Raw genomic sequence first — 18,098 nt, forward strand, 5'->3', positions numbered from 1 at the left:
CGCGTGGCGAGTGGAGGAATCGCATTGCCTTTGGGTGTTCACTGCGCCCATTGCGGTGGAACACCGCGGACAACGAAACGGCTCACCTACGACGCTACCCCACCACCGAGATTTGCTCGCTATAGGAGCGCGCTCATGTGACCAGGGGCAGCGCGTAACCGCGACGCAGCTTGCCGGACGGCGTCTTGGGAATCGCCCCCGGGGCCAGCACCACCACACTGCGTGGCCGCGCCGCGACTTCGGTGACGACTTCATGAGCGACCTCATGCTTGATGCGCCGCACCTGCGCGGGATCGTCGACGTCGTTCGACTCCACCGCAACGGCAAACGATTCCCGCGAACGGCCGGCATCGAGCCGCACGGCGGCCACACACCCTGCGCGCACCCCGACGACGCGCCCGGCAGCACGTTCGACATCAGCGGGGTAGATGTTGCGTCCGGCCATGATGATGACGTCTTTGGCCCGACCGCACACGACCACGTGGCCCTGCTCGGTGAGATAACCCAGATCGCCGGTGTTCAACCACCCCTGGTCGTCTTGAGCGGCCATGAAACCGGCCGTCGTGAGATACCCGGACGTGACCGGATCTCCCCGCAACTCGATGACTCCCACACCGCGGGGCGCCTGAACGGCGCCGTCCTCATCGACGACGCGTGCCTGTATACCCTTCAGCAGCGGCCCCAGCGATGCGAGTCGACGAGTGCGGCCGGCGGCGGTGGGCACTGCGCGGCGCAGCACCGCCAGCATATCGCCGTCCACCTCATCAACGACGAGTCCACGGCCACACTCCGAAAATGACACCGCCACAGTCGTTTCGGCCATTCCATAAGCGGGCAAGATCGCTTCTGGACGCAGTCCGAACGGCACGCCGGCCAAACACAGTTCCTCCACGTCGGCCGGTTCGACCTGCTCGGAACCTGATAATGCCCACCGCAACGACGACAGATCAAAATCACCGGGCTTTGCGTGCCGCCGTAACCGCTTGGCGAGCATCGCGTAGGCGAAATTCGGTGCCGCGGTCATGGTCGCTCGGTACTTGTCGATCAACTTGGGCCACAACAAGATATCGGACAAGAGTCGAGTGGCGTGATCTTGACCAACTCGGCACCGAATAGCATTGGCACCGTTAAGAATCCGGTCATTCCCATGTCGTGGAATAGCGGTAACCAGCTCACGATCACGTCGGTGTCCAAGTCGTACTGGGCACCGACGAACATCGCCTCGGCGTTGGCGAACACGTTCGCATGGGTGATCATCACTGCTTTAGGGCAATCCGTCGAGCCAGACGTCAACTGCAGAAGCGCCAGATCGTTCTCATCGCTGTCGACGACGGTGGTCGGTGCGGCGCTCAATAGCTCGGCCATCGTCACCACCGCGACATCGTGCTCGGCTAACACGTCCACCGCGGCCATGAACGGCTCCGACACGATCACGACGGTTGCCTCGATCATCGTGATGACCGCCAAGGTGTCGCGCACCCACGCCTGCAGATCGGTGCGTGGCGTCGGTTGATGCAGCATCGTCAAACACGCGCCGCGCAGCCAGACCCCCTGCGCGATCGGCGCGACTTCCGCCGGAGCGCCGGCCAGCACACCGACCCGATCGCCCGCGCCGACCCGGAGGGCGGCCAGTCCGCCGGCTACCCGTCGGGCGCTCTGATGTACTTCGGCCCAGCTAGACCGAACCGGCGAACCAGGTTCGCCGGTCACCAGGCCATGGGTACTCGACTCCGCAGCGCAGAGCATCGCGTCAACGAATCTGCTCACCGCCACCTCCCCTGTGTCAGGCCAGCTACAGGCCTGTTTTGGTCATCTCGGGACGTATGAGGTGCCGAGGACATGCTACTGACCTCAGGCGCGTCTCCCCGGAGGGCGCGCCGCTTGTCCGGGTCAGGCTGACGGCGCGGCAAGCTGATCCGTCCGCGAGAAACGCCGAACTACGGATAGGCTGTTGGGAACAAGGGAGGATGGACGTCATGTCCACACAGAATTGGTGCGACGCACCCGAGATTCACCCGTCGCAGATCCGGGTCGGCGACGTCATCGGCACGCGCCGCCCCACGGAACTGCGCCTGACCGTCAAGATGATCAGTGGTCCGCAGAGCGGTCCGCGGCAATGGACATTCTTCAGCCGCGACGACAACGGCCAACAGCGCACCAGCACGTTCGGCGAGGACGACGTGGTTCGCAGATACGCCAAAGCGGCATGACGATGCCGTAGATTCGTGCCAAACGCCAAGGGCGCCAACGGATCTAGGATTCCGCGGCGATGGCGATCGACTTCGTTTCCAGGTAACCGTCGAGGCCTTCGGGCCCGAGTTCGCGGCCGTAGCCGCTGGCCTTGACGCCCCCGAAGGGCGCGAACGGATCCATCGTGTAGCCCTGGTTGACGCCGACGGTCCCGGTGTGGATGCGGGTGGCCATCGCCAGCGCACGGTCGCTGTCGTTGCTCCACACCGAGCCGGCCAGGCCGTAATCGGAATCGTTGGCGATCGCCAGCGCCTCCTCGTCATCGCGGTAGGGGATGACGGTGATGACGGGCCCAAAGATCTCCTCCCGGGCGATGCGCATCGAATTGTCGGCCGCCGCGAACAGGGTGGGCCGGACATACCAGCCGCGGTCGAGTCCGTCGGGCATGTCGGTGCCGCCGATGACGACGCGCGCCCCCTCGTTCTGGCCGATCTCGATGTAGTCGCGAACGCGTCGCTGCTGGCGCCGGGACACCAACGGACCGAGCTGGGTGTCGGGATCGTTGGGATCGCCGACGCGAAGGCCGGCCATCTCGGCGGCGAGCGCGTCGACGTACTCGTCGTGGCGCCCCTGCGGCACCAGGACCCGGGTGAGCGCATTGCAGATCTGGCCGCTGTTGGACAGGCTCGCGGATCGCACCCCGGCGGCCACCTTGTCCGGCGATGCGTCGTCGAGAACCAGGGCGGCGGACTTGCCGCCGAGTTCCAGGCTGACTTTGGTGAGGTTGACCGCACACGATGCGGCCACCGCCCGCCCCGCCGCGGTGGAGCCGGTGAACGACACCTTGTCGACGCCCGGGTGGGCGACGAGGTAGGCGCCCAGCGCACCGTCGCCCGGCAGGATGCTGACCACGCCCGGCGGCAGGCCGGCTTCGGCGATCATCTCGCCTAAAAGCAGCGCGTCCAACGGGCTTTCGGGGGCGGGTTTGAGCACGACGGCGCAGCCGGCCAACAGCGCGGGCACCAGTTTGGTGACGATGAGGAACTGGGGCATGTTCCAGGGCACGATCGCCGCGACGACGCCGACGGGTTCCTTGCGGACGTGCACGTCGCTTCCGAAGAACCCGGGCCTGGTCTCCTGCCACGGGTGCCGTTCGGCCAGGTCGCAGAACGCGCGCATCATGAATGCCGGCAGGCCGACCTGGGCCCGCTGGGCGAAGCTGATCGGGGCGCCGATCTCGGCCGTGATCGTGGTGGCCATCTCCGCGCGGCGTCCGTCGTAGATGTCGGCCAGGCGCCGGATCGCGGCGACCCGTTCCGCCGGCTCGCTGCGGCCCCAGGGCCCGAAGGCCGCGCGCGCCGCCGCCACCGCCGCGTCGACGTCGTCGGATCCCGCCGCATTGACCTCGGCGATCGGTTCCTCGGTGTGCGGAGAGATGACGTGCAAGACGCCGGCCTGCGGCCGCGCCCCATCGCTTCCGGCGATCTGCACTGCGGGGTGATGGTCCATCCGCGCCTCCCGGGGCCAGTATCAACTACTTGCTATTGGTGACACGAGGATATACCGTCGGCCGTGACGGAGCCCTCAGGGATCGGTGAAACCGGTGCGCGGGTGGTTGTTTTCGCGCAGGCATTGCTGCAGTTTCGCTGAGATTGGACTGCTAAGGAGCGATCATGGCTCGATTTCCTAAACCGCCGGAGGGGAGCTGGACCCAGCATTACCCGGAATTGGGCACCGAGCCGGTGTCCTACCGGGACTCGATCAGCCCCGAGATCTATGAGTTGGAACGTGACGCCATCTTCAAGCGTGCCTGGCTCAATGTCGGTCGTGTTGAACAGCTTCCGCGCAAAGGCAGTTACCTCACCCGCGAGCTGAAGGTTGTCAACACCTCAATCATCTTGGTGCGCACCACGTCTGGCGACATCAAGGCTTATCACAACGTGTGCCGGCATCGCGGCAACAAGCTGGTGTGGAACGACATGCCGCAGGAAGAAACAGCCGGGGTGTGCCGGCAGTTCACCTGCAAGTACCACGGCTGGCGCTACGACCTGGACGGCAACCTCACCTTCGTGCAGCAGGAGGAGGAGTTCTTCGACCTCGACAAGGGCCGCTACGGGCTGGTGCCGGTGCACTGCGACGTGTGGGAAGGGTTCATCTTCGTCAACTTCGCCAAGAAGCCCGAGCAGTCGCTGCGAGAGTTCCTCGGACCCATGATCACCGGGCTGGAAGGTTATCCCTTCGACAAGATGGTCTCGCGCTGGTGCTATCGCTCCGAGGTCAAGGCGAACTGGAAGCTCTACATGGACGCGTTCCAGGAGTTCTATCACGCGCCCGTGTTGCACGCGAACCAGTCACCGACCGCGTACTCGAAGGCGGCCGCCGAGGCGGGTTTTGAGGCCCCGCACTACCGGCTGGACGGGCCGCACCGGCTGGTCAGCACCTCGGGGGTGCGCGCCTGGGAAATGGCCGACGAGATGCGCAAGCCGATGGAGGACGTCTGCCAGAGCGGGCTGTTCGGGCCATGGGACAAGCCCGATCTGGGCCCGATGCCCGAGGGGCTCAACCCGGCGAAATGTGATCCGTGGGGGCTGGATTCGTTCCAGCTGTTCCCCAACTTCGTCATCCTGTTCTGGGGCCAGGGCTGGTATCTGACCTACCACTACTGGCCGACGTCGTATAACAGTCACCTCTTCGAGGGCACGCTGTACTTCCCGGCGCCGCGCACCCCGCGTGAGCGCGTCGCTCAGGAACTGGCGGCGGTGTCGTTCAAGGAATACGGGCTGCAGGACGCCAACACGCTGGAGGCGACCCAGACGATGCTCGAATCCCAGGTGATCGACGAGTTCTTGCTGTGCGACCAGGAGGTCCTGATCCGTCACCTCCACAAGGAGACCGCCGCCTGGATCGATGACTATCGCCGGACGACGAGCGCGGGGGTGTGAACGAGATGCCGATGCTGCCCGCCGAGTTCGCCGACCTCGAACCGTTCGCCGACTGGTGCCTGGCGAGCGAATCCGAACGTTACGCCAAGAGGCTGGCCAGTTCCATGGTCGAAATGAAGGCCTTCTACGACGCGATCACCCCGCGGGCCGAAGAGGCATTGTCGTTCTGCGACAAGTTCTCTCTCGACGACCTGCCGGACGACGTTCTGAATCTGATGCACCTGCTCTACTCCATGATCATGGTGTCGTTCCCGGTGGAGTGCTGGAAGCAACCCCGCGTCCCCGACTCGGGTGCTTCGACCCTGGACTGCGTGTCCGAGCCGGTTCCATGACCGAGGCGATCGTCCTGCGGGCGGCGCGGTGGGCCGACGTCGTGACGGGCCGGATCCACGCTCCGGCGGTGATCGTGGTCGACGGCGAACGCATCTCCGCGATCAATCCCGAAGGGCCGCTGCCGGACTCGGCCGCCATCGTCGATCTCGGCGACGTGACGCTGCTGCCGGGCCTGATGGACATGGAACTCAACCTGCTCATCGGCGGACCCGGCGGGCCGGAGGGCCTGCCGTCGCCCATGCATGGCGTGCAGGACGACCCCGCCTATCGCACGTTGCGCGGTGCGGTCAACGCGCGCACCACCCTGGAGGCCGGGTTCACCACGGTGCGCAATCTCGGGCTGATGGTCAAGACCGGCGGGTATCTGCTCGACGTGGCGCTGCAGCGCGCCATCGACCAGGGCTGGCACGTCGGGCCGCGCATCTATCCCGCCGGCCATGCCGTCACCCCGTACGGCGGGCACCTGGACCCGACGGTCTTTCAGCGGTTGGCGCCCGGGGTCATGCCGCTCTCGGTGGCCGAGGGCATCGCCAACGGCGTACCCGACGTGATCGCCTGCGTGCGTTATCAAATCCGGCACGGCGCCAAGCTGATCAAGGTGTCGGCCTCGGGCGGGGTGATGTCGCACAGCACCGCGCCCGGCGCCCAGCAGTACTCCGACGCCGAGTTCGCCGCGATCGCCGACGAAGCCCACCGGGCCGGAGTCCGCGTGGCCGCGCACGCCGTCGGGGACACCGCGGTCCAGGCCTGCATCCGCGCGGGCATCGACTGCATCGAACACGGCTTTTTGGCCAGTGACGAAACGATCCAGATGATGGTCGACCACGGCACCTTCCTGGTCTCGACCACGTATCTGACGGAGGCCATGGCCATCGACCGCATCGCGCCGGAGCTGCGCAAGAAGGCGCTGGAGGTGTTTCCGCGCGCAAAGGCCATGCTGCCCAAGGCGATCGACGCGGGCGTCCGGATTGCGTGCGGCACCGACGCGCCGGCCATCCCGCACGGCCAAAACGCCAAAGAACTGGGTGCGCTGGTGCAGCGGGGCATGACTCCCGCGCAGGCAATCCGGGCGGCCACGGTGGTGGCCGCCGAGCTGATCGACGCCGACGACGAGTTGGGCAGGCTGGCGCCCGGCTATCTCGCGGACATCATCGCTGTGCCGGGAGACCCGTTCGACGACATCGCCAAGACGCTCGACGTCCGCTTTGTCATGAAGAACGGACAGATCTACAAAAGCCCCGCGGCCTGACGGAGGCAGGTATGGAACTCACCGACAACATCCTGTGGCTGCTCAAGCAGGCCTTCTATTACTCCCTGACCACCATCAACGAGGCGATGCGCGAACACGGCGTGAGCACCGCCCAGATCGGTGTGCTGCGCCAATTGGCCAACGAACCCGGGTTGTCCGGCGCCGAATTGGCGCGGCGGCTGCTGATCAGCCCGCAAGGCGTCCAGCTCGCGCTCACCGCCTTGGAACGTCGCGCCCTGGTGGAAAGGAAGCAGGACCCCCAGCACGCGCGCATCCTGCGTGCCTACCTGACCGGCGAGGGCCGCAAAGTCGCCGAAACGGTGGTCAGTGACGCGATCGCCGCACACCAGGAGGTGTTCGGCGTGCTGACCGAGGAAGAGCAGCGGACCCTGCGCGAATTGCTGGGCCGCGTGGTCGAAAAGGGCACCGGCCATGAGCTGTTCGACGATCACGTCGACGGATGACGTGACCAATATCTAGTACTTGAGACTAATCGCAAGTAGTTGATACTCTGACGGAGATGGGCGATCACCACAGCACAGCGAACGCCGGTCCGGCGACCGTGACCGGCGGCGCAGCGGGCGCTGTCGACATGGCCGATGTCCCGGAAGGCTTTGTGCCCCTTCGGGTCAAGCACGTGATACCCGAAACCCGCGACGCCGTGTCGATCGTTCTCGATGTTCCCCGGGGCAGCGCGGCACGGTTCGGCTACCAAGCCGGGCAATTCCTGACGCTGCTGGTCCGCGTCGACGGGCGCGAGTACCGGCGCTGCTACTCGATGTCGTCATCCCCCGCGGTCGGTGAAGACCTGCGCATCACGGTCAAACGCGACCGCGGCGGCGCGGTGTCCAACTGGCTCAACGACACCGCCGCACCCGGCGACCTGCTCTACGCCCTGCCACCGCAGGGACGCTTCGTCTTGGACGACACCGGCCGGAACGTGGTCGCGTTCGCCGGCGGAAGCGGCATCACGCCGGTGTTTTCGCTGTTGCGCACCGCGCTGGTGTCCGGCACGCGCGGCGCGCGGTTGTTCTACGCCAACCGAAACCGGGACGCGGTGATCTTCGACGAGGCCCTCAAAACGCTGGAAAAGCGCCACGCGGACCGTTTCGTCCTGCACCACCATCTCGACGACCAACGCGGCTTCGCCACCCAGGCGGACATCGCCGCGTTCGTCGAGAACACCGACGGCGCCGACTTCTACGTCTGCGGGCCGAACGAGTTCATGGATACGGTGCGAACCGCCCTGGGCGCGGCGGGCGTGCCCACCGGCCGCCTGCACATCGAGCATTTCGACGTGGCCGACGTGGCCGCGGCGGCGCCGCCGGAGACCGACGCGGTCACCGACGAGGTCACCATCGTGCTGGACGGATCGACGACCACCGCGCCGTACTACGCGGGCAACACGCTGTTGCAGACAGCCCGCATGGCGGGGCTGCGGGCGCCGTCCTCGTGTGAAATCGGTTCGTGTGGAACGTGTATGGGGCGCCTGACGCAGGGTAGCGCCCGGATGATCAACAACGATGCGCTCGACCAGGATGAGGTCGACGACGGCTGGGTGCTGACGTGTCAGGCCGTGCCGACCAGTCCCACGGTGCGGGTGGTCTACGAATGAGCGATAGGGCGGCGGATGCGATGACCAGGGTGGCGGTGGTGACCGGCGGCGCCTCAGGCATGGGTGAGGCGACGTGTCACGAATTGGGCCGGCGCGGCCTCAAGGTGGCCGTCCTCGATGTCAACGAGCATGCGGCGCAACGCGTCACCGACGGCCTGCGCGCCGAAGGTGCGACCGCGCTAGCGGTGGGCGCCGACGTCACCGATCGGTCCGCCGTCGAGCAGGCGTTCGCGAAGGTGCGCAGCGAACTGGGACCGGTGACGGTCCTGGTGACCAGCGCCGGGATGTTCGGGTTTTCGCCCTTCTTGGACATCACCGCCGCATCCTGGTCGCGGATCATCGATGTCAACCTGACCGGCACGTTTCATTGCTGCCAAGTCGCGCTCCCGGACATGGTGGAGGCGAACTGGGGGAGAATCGTGATGATCTCGTCGTCGAGCGCCCAGCGCGGATCCCCGTTCGCCGCCCACTACGCGGCGTCCAAAGGCGCGGTGATCACGTTGACCAAGTCGCTGGCCCGCGAATACGCGGCGAACGGGATCACCGTCAACAACATCCCGCCCTCGGGCATCGAGACCCCGATGCAGCACCAGGGCCAGGCCGCCGGGTACCTGCCCTCCAACGAGCAGATCGCCAGCAATATCCCGGTGGGCTACCTGGGCACCGGGGCCGACATCGCGGCCGCGGTGGGCTTTTTGTGTTCGGAAGAAGCGAGGTACATCACCGGTCAGGTCTTGGGCGTCAATGGCGGATCGGTGATGTGATAGTGAGGATGCGATGACGAGATCAGGCCGGCCGCCGGAAGGCTCCTGGACCGAGCACTACCCCGAATTGGGCACGGGCCCCGTCTCTTTCAGGGATTCGACGTCCCGCGAGTTCTACGAACTCGAGCGGGAGGCGATCTTCAAGCGCGCGTGGCTCAACGTCGCCCGGGTGGAGGAATTGCCCCGCGTCGGCAGCTACCTGACCAAAGAGATCGAAGTCGTCGGGGCGTCGGTGATCGTGGTCAAGGGCAAAGACGAGCGAATCCGCGCCTTCTACAACGTGTGCAGGCATCGCGGAAACAAGTTGGTGTGGAACGACTATCCCGGCGAGGAGACCCGCGGCACCTGCCGGCAGTTCACCTGCAAGTACCACGGCTGGCGCTACGACCTGCAGGGCGCGCTGAAGTTCGTGCAGCAGGAATCGGAGTTCTTCGACCTCGATCCCGCGAAGTATGGGCTGCGTCCGGTGCACTGCGACGTGTGGAACGGCTTCGTCTTCATCAACTTCGACACCGAGCCGCGCCAGAGCCTGCGCGAGTTCCTCGGCCCGATGATCACCGGGCTCGACGATTATCCGTTCGGGAAGCTGACCGAACGCTACGACTGGGTGGCCCACAACAACAGCAACTGGAAGATCTTCGCCGACGCCTTCCAGGAGTACTACCACGTGCCGTCGCTGCACTCGCAGCAGGTGCCGGCGGAGGTGCGCGACCCCAACGCCGGATTCACCTGCGGGCACTTCCAACTCGACGGCCCGCACCGGCTGGTCTCCACCGCCGGGCGGCGCCGCTGGCTGTTGCCGCCGGAATACATGTACCCGATCGAGCGCGCCACCCGCAGCGGGCTGGTGGGGCCGTGGCAGACCCCGGACATCGGCGAGCTGCCGGCCGGGCTCAACCCTGGTGGGATCGAGCCCTGGGGGATCAGCAATTTCCAGATCTTCCCGAACATCGAGATTTTGATCTACGGCGGATGGTATCTGCTGTACCGGTACTGGCCCACCTCGCACAACACGCACCGGTTCGAGGCGTACACCTACTTCCACCCGGCGAGCACCGTGCGCGAGCGCATCGAGCACGAGGTCGCCGCGGTGGTGCTCAAAGAGTTTGCGCTACAAGACGCCGGAATGCTCGGCGGGACCCAGGCGGCGCTGGAATACGGCATCGTCGACGACTTTCCCCTCAACGACCAAGAGATCTTGGTACGCCACCTGCACAAGGTCGTCGTCGATTGGGTCGAAGCCTATCGCCGCGAACAGGATCCGGTGGGGGTGTGACCATGCATCCCATGTTGCCCAGCGCATTCGCCGAGCTGGAGGACTACGCCCAAACCTGGTGCCTGGCAACCGAAACCGAGCGCTGGAACGCCCGGGTCGGCGCGTCGATGCCGCAGCTACTCGACTTCTACAACGCGTTTTTTCCGCGCCTCGAAGAGGCCATCGACTACTGCGACAAGTTTCCGCTCGACAACCTGCCCGACGATGCGCTCAACCTGTTGCACATGATCTATTCGCTGGTCATGGTCGCCATGGCGGTGGAGATCATGCATCAACCGGCCCCGGTCGACGCCGCCGACGCGGTCATGACCCGGACCGGCTGGCCGGTGCCCTGATTCATCCCTCTCCGGAAAGGAGCGACCATGGGTCTGCTCACCATCACCAAACTCACCGAGTCCGTCGGCGCCGAGGTCGCGGGCCTGGGGCCCACCGAGCTGGCCGACGACTCGGTCGGCGCGGCGGTGTTGGATGCGTTGGAAGACAACGGCGTTCTGGTCTTCCGCGGCCTGCACCTCGATCCTGTGGCCCAGGTCGGCTTCTGCCGCCTCCTCGGCGAGGTCGATCACTCCTCGGACGGCCATCACCCGGTGGCCGGGATCTACCCGATCACGCTGGACAAGTCCAAGAACGCCTCGGCCGCCTACCTGAAGGCCACCTTCGACTGGCACATCGATGGCTGCACGCCGCTGGGCGACGAATGCCCCCAGAAGGCCACGGTGCTCTCGGCGGTGCGGGTGGCCGAATGGGGCGGGGAAACCGAGTTCGCCAACAGCTACGCCGCCTACGACGACCTGACCGATGAGGAGAAGCAGCGGTTCGGCACGTTGCGCGTGGTGCACTCGCTGGAAGCCTCCCAGCGCCGCGTGTATCCCGATCCCTCCCCGGAACAGGTGCAGCGCTGGCGATCTCGGCGCACGCATGAGCATCCCCTGGTGTGGACGCACCGCAGCGGCCGCAAATCACTCGTGCTGGGCGCCTCCGCGGACTACGTCGTCGGCATGGAGCTCGACGAGGGCCGCGCCCTTTTGGACGAGCTCCTGGCGCGCGCGACGACGCCCGAGAAGGTCTACAGCCACAGCTGGTCGGTCGGGGACACCGTCATCTGGGACAACCGCGGGGTGCTGCACCGTGCGGCCCCGTACGACCCGGACTCCCAACGCGAAATGCTGCGCACCACCGTGCTCGGCGACGAGCCGATCGAATGACCACGGACGGTCGTCACCCGCTGCGCCTGACGCCGCTGCCCGCCGGGGAATGGGACGAGCGCGCCCGGGAATCGCTGGCATCCCTGATCCCCACCGAGCGGGCGAATCCCGTTGGCGCGGGCAATGTTTTGTCCACCCTGGTCCGCCATCCCGACCTGACCGCGGCCTACCTGCCGTTCAACGCGTACCTGCTGACCCGATCGACGCTGTCGCCGCGGGTGCGAGAAGTCGCGCTGCTTCGCGTGGTGCACCGGAGCAAGTGCGGCTATCTGTGGTCGCACCACCTCCCCATCGCCGCGCGAGCGGGGCTGTCCGAATCCGAGATCGACGACATTGGGACCGGCCGCTGCGCCGATGAGACCGACCGGGCCGTGATCGCCGCCGTCGACGATCTCACGGCCGACAGCACGGTCGCCGAGACGACCTGGGATGACCTGTGCCGCTTGTTCACCGAGCAGCAATGCATGGATCTGATCTTCACCATCGGTGGCTACCTGCTGCTGGCCTTGGCCGTCAACACTTTCGGCGTCCAAGACGAGGCGCACCACTGAGATCAGATTTTCAGGTAACCCTTGTCGGCGGGGATCTGCGCGGCGGTGACGAGCGAGGACGCGTCGCTGGCGAGCCACAGCACGATGTCGGAGACCAGGTCCGGGTCGGCGAGTGAATCGGTGGGCAGCGCGCCGGGGGAGAAGCTGTGAATGTAGGTCTGGTGGTCGGCGAAGAGCTGCCACATCGAGGGGTCGTTGCCCATCGGGGTGTCGGTGCCATACGGGTGCACCGAGTTCACCCGGATGCCGTGCTCGCCGAGCTCGACCGCCAGGGAGTTGGTCATGCCGACCACACCGAACTTGCTGGCGCAGTAGTGACCACACCCCGGTACGGCCTTCACGCCCGCGGCCGAGCTGATGGTGATGATCGAGCCCCCATTGCCGGCCTGAATCATCGCGGGCACAGTGGCTTTGATGGTGTTCCACACACCGGTCAGGTTGACGTCGAGGACGTCCTGCCATTGCTGCGCCGAGATCTCCCAGAGTCGGCCCCAGTTCAGCACGCCGGCGTTGGCGACGACGATGTCGAGGCGGCCGAATTGGGTGATCGCCTCGTCGACCACCCGCTGTTGCCCCGCGGCGTCCCGGACATCGACTTGGTCGGCCAGCATCTTGCGGCCTTCGCTTTCCACCAGGCGCGTCGTCTCGGCAAGGTCCTCGGGTGTCGAGGCCGGATAGCCATTGTGCGCCGCGACCGGGGCGCACGCGTCGATGGCGACGATGTCGGCGCCGGCCCGCGCCAACCGGACGCAATGGGAGCGGCCCTGCCCACGCGCGGCGCCGGTGACGAAGGCGACTCGACCGGCCAGGGGAGTGTCGTTGGCGCTCATGCGATTTGGGCCTTCCGTGTCGGGGTGGCGGTGGGATTGCGGGATCAGCGCTGGGGCAGCGGGCGGGAACGCACCAGCGTCGGCCACCAGAACCACGGCCCGAGGATGCGCAGGATGCACGGCACGACGAACGAACGCACGATCAGGGTGTCGAGCAGCAGGCCGATGCACACGGTGGAACCCACCTGACCGATGGTCCGCAGATCGCTGGTGAGCATGGCCAGCATGGTGAACGCGAACACCAGGCCCGCGGATGTGACCACGCCCCCGGTGCTGCCGAGCGCGCGGATGAGACCGGTGTGGATGCCGCCGTGCAACTCCTCTTTGACCCTGTTGATCAGCAGCAGGTTGTAGTCCGACCCGACGGCCACCAGGATGATGAACGTCAGCGGCAGGACCAGCCAGTGCAAATGCAGGCCCACGAGGTGCTGCCAGAAAAGTATGGACAGGCCGAACGCGCCGGCGTAGGAGAAGGCCACCGTTCCGGGAATCACCAACGCCGCCACCAGACTTCGCGTGATGAACATCATGATCAAGAAAATCAGCACAAACGCCGCGATCGCCGCGATCAGCAGGTCCGACATCGCGTATTGCTTGATGTCCTTGTCGTTGGACCCCGAACCGCCGATGTAGACCCGGGCGCCGGCGAGAGAGGTCTCCTTGAGGATCGTCTTGATCGCGTCGGGGAACTGTTCGACGTGCTCCACCCCTTCGGGTCCCATCGCGTCGCCCTCGTGGGTGACGATGAAGCGGGCCGCCTTGCCGTCGGGCGACATCATCAACTTCATGCCCGTCTTGACGTCCTCGTTGTCGAAACCCTCGTGCGGGATGTAGAAGTAGTCGTCGCTGCGGGACCTGTCGAAGTCGTTGCCCACGTTGATCAGGTCGTCGAACGTCTGGTCGGTCTGGATGGACTGTAGATCCGCCGACCCGTAACTGTTGACCAACTTCAACTGCAGCGCCTCGGTGTCGTCGGCGGTGGCTTTCAGTTGGGCGATGATCTGCGGGAACGCCTTGTCCACCTCCGTGAGCGAGATCCTGGCGTGGTTGATGTCCTCGGCCAGGTGGTCGATGTGGTCGATGGTGTCCCACAAGGATCGGAACGCCCAGCAGATGGGGATGTCGAAACAGTGCTTCTCCCAATAGAAGTAGCTCTTGATCGGGCGGAAGAAGTCGTCGAGATTCGAGACTTCCTCGTTCATCTCTTCGCTGACCCGTTGCAGGTCCTCCACGGTGAGCACCGTCTGGTGCAATTCGTCGGACACCTTTTGGAAAAAGCCGATCTCCTTTCGCAACACCGCGACGGAGTGCGCCTGGATCTCGGCCTGCGCGTCGGTGTTGGAGTTCTGCTCCCTGTTGAACGGGAGTTGTTGGCCGTTGCCGCTGCCCTGCGTGGTGAACAGGTACGGGATGCTGGCGTGCTCGAGCGCCCGGCCCAGGGGCCTGGTCATGCCCTGCACCATCGCCACGCCGTGCAACCGGATCAGGGCCTTGGCGACTCGGTCCAGCGAGATGAAGTCGGCCGAATTGCGCATGTCGTGGTCGGTTTCGACCATCAGCATCTCGGAGAACAGCTTGCTCTTGGGAAAGTGCCGATCCGCCGCCTGGAAACCCAGGTTGGCGGGCGCGCCGGCCGGCTGGTACTGCCGGTCGTCGTAGTTCTGCCGGTAGGTGGGGACGAAGATCGCCCCGATCATGACGACCGCGGAGCTGGCCGCCAGGATGGGCACCGGCCAGCGCACCACGCTCGCCCCGATGCGCCGGTACAACAGTCCCTTGGTGCTGGTTCTCGGGTCGAACATCCCGAACAGGCTGCCGACGGTCAACACCGCCGGGCCCAGCGTCATCGCCGCGGCGATGGTGAACAGCATCGTGATCGCGACGGCCGGCCCCATGGTGTGGAAGTAGTTCAGGCGCGCAAACGTCAAGCAGTAGCACGCGCCGGCGATCGTCAGGCCGGACCCGATGATGATGGGTGCGACGCCCTTGTAGGCGATGTAGAAACTGTCCTCCCGGCTTTCGCCGGCCTGCCGCGCCTCGTGGTATCGGCCCATCAGGAATATGCCGTAATCCGTCCCCGCGCCCAGGGTCAGCGCGATGACGATGTTCACCGCGAACGACGACAGTTCGATGTACCCGTAATGCCCCAGGGTCGAGACGACGCCCTTGGCGACGAGCATCTCGATGAGGACGCCGAGCAAGGGCACCAACAGGGTTGAGGGCGTGCGGTACACGAGCAGCAGCATCACGACGATGAGGATGATCGTGACGATGGTGACGTTGTTCAGGCTGGCGTTGGCGATGGCGAGGGTGTCGGAGGCCAGCGGGGCCGCGCCGCTGACATAGACCTTGAGCCCGGGTGGCGGGGTGTCCTTCCTGATGATGTCGCGGACGGCGTCCACCGACTGGTTCGCCTGAATCTGGCCGATATCGCCGGCGAGACGCAGCAGCACGTAGGTGCACTTGCCGTCGACGCTTTGCGCCCCCGCCGCCGTGAAAGGCTTGCCCCACAAATCCATCACGTATTGCACGTGTTTGGTGTCGTTTTGGAGGCGGCGCATCAGGTCGTCGTAGTACCGGTGATCCTGGTCTCCCAGTTGCCGGTTCGCCTCGAAGACCACCATGGTCAGGTTGGTCGAGTTCGATTCCTGAAACTTTTCGCCGATGTGCAACAGCGCCCGCTGGGAGGGGGCGTAGTGCGGGACCATGGGCCCGGCGAGTTCCTCTGCGACCCGTTCCACTTGGGGCATAAAGGTATTCGTCGTGACCGCGAGCAGGCCCCAGAAGAAGATGATCGGTATCGCGAAAGCGCGGACCATCCTGGGGATGAACGGGCGCTTGACACTCGGCTCATCGGAGCGATGCTCGCTCATGCCGATTTCACCCTGCACTGGACGTCGGCGTCCTGATGGTCATCCGACTGTTCGTCGCGGACTACGCCATTGACCAGCATCCGGCAGCCGACCTGGCCGCCACGAACGTGCACCGAAATGCTGCCGGACGCCACCGTGAGTGTGGTGGTCTCCGTGTGGGTCCACGGCAGGGTCGTGAAATCAACCTGATGCGGGTGGCCCTCGATGTCGATGTAGACGAGCTTGCCGCCCTGCCCGGGGGAGCCGAACACCTCATAGGTGATCCGTTTGGGGTTGAACTGCTCGGGGGCCTGCGGACCGTTGACGGTGATGACCGGCTCCGGCTCGGAGAACTGGTGCACCTTGTACATGCACAGCAGGCCCACACCGACCGCGACGACGGCGACCAACGGCATCCAGATTCGCGCCAGGACAGTCCGCCCGACTGAACGAGGGCCCACTCGATCACCTCTGAAGAATCCGTTTTGCACATCGTGTTCTGCCGCGGCCCCGGCCTCGGAGCCCATACGGATAGTAGACGGTCATGTACTCAACGGACAGAGTCAAGGCAGTTTCTGCAGCCGGCGCTTCAGACTCGCGCTGCGGCGCAGCTGAACGGCCAGGTTCGTCGAGGTCAGCATGGGGATCACGCCGAGGAACGTGCGCTCGGAAGGCGTCGCTCCATGCAGGTGGTACAGGCTGCCGAAGACGAAAAAACAGCTCAACATGAACAGGGCGCCCGGGATGCACAGGGCCATCACCGACCGACGATCGGCGACGACCTGCCTGGCGTAGTCCACCTCGTCCTGCGACATCGGTTCGCGCTTGCGCACCTTGTGCAAAACCGCTTTAGCGCTGCCGATTTCCTCGCTGATCGGCAGGGTCGGCCGGCGCTCCAGGCGATTGACGTAGAAGCCGGCGACGGCCGCCAATAGCACTGCCAGCGCGAGGCTGATCGCGGTCAGAAGGCCATACAGACTCGCACTCATTCTCAGTCCCTGCTCTCCGCCGACGCACGAGGCGAAAACTTTCCGGAGAACGCTACCCCAGTCGTCGCGGCGCGACGTCAGGGCTTTCCGGAGTCCCGGTCCTTGAGCACATCGCGGATGACCATCCCCAGCAGGAACAGCAGGGCGAGCGGAACGAGCAGCTTGAACACCGTCGACGCGTGGCTGTACAGCAAGCCGTAGGCGATCGTTCCGATCAGCACCATGGCGAGCAGGATGCCGCGATTGATCTTGTTCGTACTCATCGGGAAGACCTCACTTGTCGATTGGCTTGCGGTGCTTGCGATTTCGGCGCACGACGATCCAGAGCAGCGCGCCCATCGCCAGGGCGATGCCGGAAATGACCAGCGTCACCTTCAGCCAGGCCCAGTCGTCGTGCTTCTCGTGGGCGACCGCAGAGGTGGCCACCGGCGCGTTGGCGGGGACGTCGAGGGCGGCCAGCCTGCTGACGAACGCACTGGTGGTCGCGTACGGGTCGGGTCCGTGCTCGGTGGCCGACTGATTCATCAATTCATCGACGCGGTCCGCAATGACTTTGGGCACCTTGTAGGCACGGACGTGGTAGCCGTGCGAGTCGATGACGACGATGACGCCGCTGAACTTGGGCTCCCGCGCCGACATCGCGCCGTGGATGGCATCCGCCGTGGTCACACCGCTGTTGCCGGGCGCCACCGCCGCCACCCAGACCGGTGGCTGGGAGCTCCACGTCCACGGACCGGCGAGGATCTGCCGATTCAGTTCGCCGACATTGCGCAGCGGCGGCCTGGCCCCGGGGTCGGTCACCACATGCGTCTCGGCGTTGAACTGGGCCACCAGCTCGTCGGTGTAGGCGTCGGCCGAGCCGCGCGGAGCGAGCAGCAATGCCAGCGCCATGGTCAACGCAACGAGGGCGAGGCCACGGAATCGAAAGGTCACTTTTCTCCTGCCACGAGTCGTTGCGTCGATCCTGGCTGCTGCCCTCAGTGGGCGCCACTCAAATTGAGCGTGACGACACCCGCGATGATCAGGCCGACGCCGACGACCTTGGTCAACGATATCGACGAGCCCAGGAACAGCACGGCGATCAACACGATGAGGGCCGTGCCGATGGCCGACCACAACGCGTAGGCGACATCGGTCTGCATGCCGCGCGAAATCGAGACCGCCAGCAACGCGAACGAGATGGCGTAACCGACCAGGCAAACCACGGTCGGCCAGAGTCGAGAGAAACCTTCGGTGCTCTTGAGCAGGCTGGTCGCCACCACTTCCGCGAAGATCGCGCCGAGCAGGTACAGGTAGGTCAAC

The 18,098-nt window shown here is 65.5% G+C and carries 19 protein-coding genes and 1 pseudogene; 11 read left to right on the forward strand and 9 right to left on the reverse strand.

Going from position 1 to position 18,098, the window contains the following annotated elements:
• Positions 1–133 precede the first annotated feature (133 nt).
• A pseudogene (locus QGN30_RS09120) lies at positions 134–1,767 on the reverse strand (fatty acyl-AMP ligase).
• 209 nt (positions 1,768–1,976) lie between these two features.
• Between QGN30_RS09120 and QGN30_RS09125 the strand changes: the two are divergent.
• On the forward strand, positions 1,977–2,210 hold the full coding sequence (locus QGN30_RS09125) for a hypothetical protein (RefSeq protein ID WP_026071254.1): 234 nt from the start codon (positions 1,977–1,979) through the stop codon (positions 2,208–2,210).
• Positions 2,211–2,253: 43 nt separating this feature from the next.
• Here QGN30_RS09125 and QGN30_RS09130 read toward each other — a convergent pair whose 3' ends face one another.
• The gene (locus QGN30_RS09130; protein WP_014385535.1) at positions 2,254–3,699 is read right to left on the reverse strand and encodes an aldehyde dehydrogenase; all 1,446 of its coding nucleotides are present in this window, start codon (positions 3,697–3,699) and stop codon (positions 2,254–2,256) included.
• 164 nt (positions 3,700–3,863) lie between these two features.
• Here QGN30_RS09130 and QGN30_RS09135 point away from each other — a divergent pair, with 164 nt between their 5' ends.
• The 10 genes from QGN30_RS09135 to QGN30_RS09180 are packed head-to-tail and all read left to right on the forward strand — an operon-like array spanning position 3,864 to position 12,125.
• The gene (locus QGN30_RS09135) at positions 3,864–5,132 is read left to right on the forward strand and encodes an aromatic ring-hydroxylating oxygenase subunit alpha (protein WP_014942713.1); all 1,269 of its coding nucleotides are present in this window, start codon (positions 3,864–3,866) and stop codon (positions 5,130–5,132) included.
• The gene (locus tag QGN30_RS09140; RefSeq protein WP_248923183.1) at positions 5,129–5,464 is read left to right on the forward strand and encodes a hypothetical protein; all 336 of its coding nucleotides are present in this window, start codon (positions 5,129–5,131) and stop codon (positions 5,462–5,464) included. Before QGN30_RS09135 ends, QGN30_RS09140 begins: the two co-directional genes overlap by 4 nt.
• A complete protein-coding gene (locus tag QGN30_RS09145) occupies positions 5,461–6,714 on the forward strand; it encodes a metal-dependent hydrolase family protein (protein ID WP_014383058.1) in 1,254 nt (417 codons plus the stop codon). Before QGN30_RS09140 ends, QGN30_RS09145 begins: the two co-directional genes overlap by 4 nt.
• Positions 6,715–6,725: 11 nt before the next feature.
• Positions 6,726–7,178 carry a MarR family winged helix-turn-helix transcriptional regulator gene (locus tag QGN30_RS09150; RefSeq protein WP_008259268.1) on the forward strand — a complete coding sequence of 151 codons (453 nt, stop codon included), beginning with the start codon at positions 6,726–6,728 and terminating at the stop codon, positions 7,176–7,178.
• Positions 7,179–7,234: 56 nt separating this feature from the next.
• Positions 7,235–8,329, forward strand: coding sequence for a ferredoxin--NADP reductase (locus tag QGN30_RS09155; RefSeq protein WP_248923182.1), 1,095 nt, complete (start codon positions 7,235–7,237; stop codon positions 8,327–8,329).
• Positions 8,330–8,349: 20 nt separating this feature from the next.
• The gene (locus tag QGN30_RS09160; protein ID WP_014383055.1) at positions 8,350–9,093 is read left to right on the forward strand and encodes an SDR family NAD(P)-dependent oxidoreductase; all 744 of its coding nucleotides are present in this window, start codon (positions 8,350–8,352) and stop codon (positions 9,091–9,093) included.
• 13 nt (positions 9,094–9,106) lie between these two features.
• Positions 9,107–10,369 carry an aromatic ring-hydroxylating oxygenase subunit alpha gene (locus tag QGN30_RS09165; RefSeq protein WP_009954698.1) on the forward strand — a complete coding sequence of 421 codons (1,263 nt, stop codon included), beginning with the start codon at positions 9,107–9,109 and terminating at the stop codon, positions 10,367–10,369.
• Positions 10,366–10,704 carry a hypothetical protein gene (locus QGN30_RS09170; RefSeq protein ID WP_009954699.1) on the forward strand — a complete coding sequence of 113 codons (339 nt, stop codon included), beginning with the start codon at positions 10,366–10,368 and terminating at the stop codon, positions 10,702–10,704. Before QGN30_RS09165 ends, QGN30_RS09170 begins: the two co-directional genes overlap by 4 nt.
• A 27-nt stretch (positions 10,705–10,731) precedes the next feature.
• Positions 10,732–11,574 carry a TauD/TfdA dioxygenase family protein gene (locus QGN30_RS09175; RefSeq protein WP_009954700.1) on the forward strand — a complete coding sequence of 281 codons (843 nt, stop codon included), beginning with the start codon at positions 10,732–10,734 and terminating at the stop codon, positions 11,572–11,574.
• The gene (locus QGN30_RS09180; RefSeq protein WP_014385530.1) at positions 11,571–12,125 is read left to right on the forward strand and encodes a carboxymuconolactone decarboxylase family protein; all 555 of its coding nucleotides are present in this window, start codon (positions 11,571–11,573) and stop codon (positions 12,123–12,125) included. Before QGN30_RS09175 ends, QGN30_RS09180 begins: the two co-directional genes overlap by 4 nt.
• Before the next feature lie 2 nt (positions 12,126–12,127).
• Here QGN30_RS09180 and QGN30_RS09185 read toward each other — a convergent pair whose 3' ends face one another.
• The 7 genes from QGN30_RS09185 to QGN30_RS09215 all read right to left on the reverse strand — a co-directional run bounded on the left by QGN30_RS09185 (position 12,128) and on the right by QGN30_RS09215 (position 18,097).
• Positions 12,128–12,955, reverse strand: coding sequence for a mycofactocin-coupled SDR family oxidoreductase (locus tag QGN30_RS09185; RefSeq protein ID WP_014385529.1), 828 nt, complete (start codon positions 12,953–12,955; stop codon positions 12,128–12,130).
• 44 nt (positions 12,956–12,999) lie between these two features.
• A complete protein-coding gene (locus QGN30_RS09190) occupies positions 13,000–15,828 on the reverse strand; it encodes an MMPL/RND family transporter (RefSeq protein ID WP_248923181.1) in 2,829 nt (942 codons plus the stop codon).
• A complete protein-coding gene (locus QGN30_RS09195; protein ID WP_009954705.1) occupies positions 15,825–16,223 on the reverse strand; it encodes an MmpS family transport accessory protein in 399 nt (132 codons plus the stop codon). Before QGN30_RS09195 ends, QGN30_RS09190 begins: the two co-directional genes overlap by 4 nt.
• 147 nt (positions 16,224–16,370) lie before the next feature.
• Positions 16,371–16,796: a hypothetical protein gene (locus QGN30_RS09200; RefSeq protein ID WP_014380802.1), complete on the reverse strand. Its 426-nt coding sequence runs from the start codon at positions 16,794–16,796 to the stop codon at positions 16,371–16,373.
• 77 nt (positions 16,797–16,873) lie between these two features.
• A complete protein-coding gene (locus tag QGN30_RS09205; protein ID WP_009954707.1) occupies positions 16,874–17,059 on the reverse strand; it encodes a hypothetical protein in 186 nt (61 codons plus the stop codon).
• Between the two features lie 10 nt (positions 17,060–17,069).
• Positions 17,070–17,729 carry a hypothetical protein gene (locus QGN30_RS09210; protein ID WP_095580395.1) on the reverse strand — a complete coding sequence of 220 codons (660 nt, stop codon included), beginning with the start codon at positions 17,727–17,729 and terminating at the stop codon, positions 17,070–17,072.
• Positions 17,730–17,773: 44 nt separating this feature from the next.
• Positions 17,774–18,097: a DMT family transporter gene (locus QGN30_RS09215; RefSeq protein WP_041787211.1), complete on the reverse strand. Its 324-nt coding sequence runs from the start codon at positions 18,095–18,097 to the stop codon at positions 17,774–17,776.
• Position 18,098: the final 1 nt, after the last annotated feature.

Origin of the sequence: Mycobacterium sp. 3-98, assembly GCF_035918355.1 — a bacterium.
In the GTDB taxonomy this organism is placed as follows: domain Bacteria; phylum Actinomycetota; class Actinomycetes; order Mycobacteriales; family Mycobacteriaceae; genus Mycobacterium; species Mycobacterium intracellulare.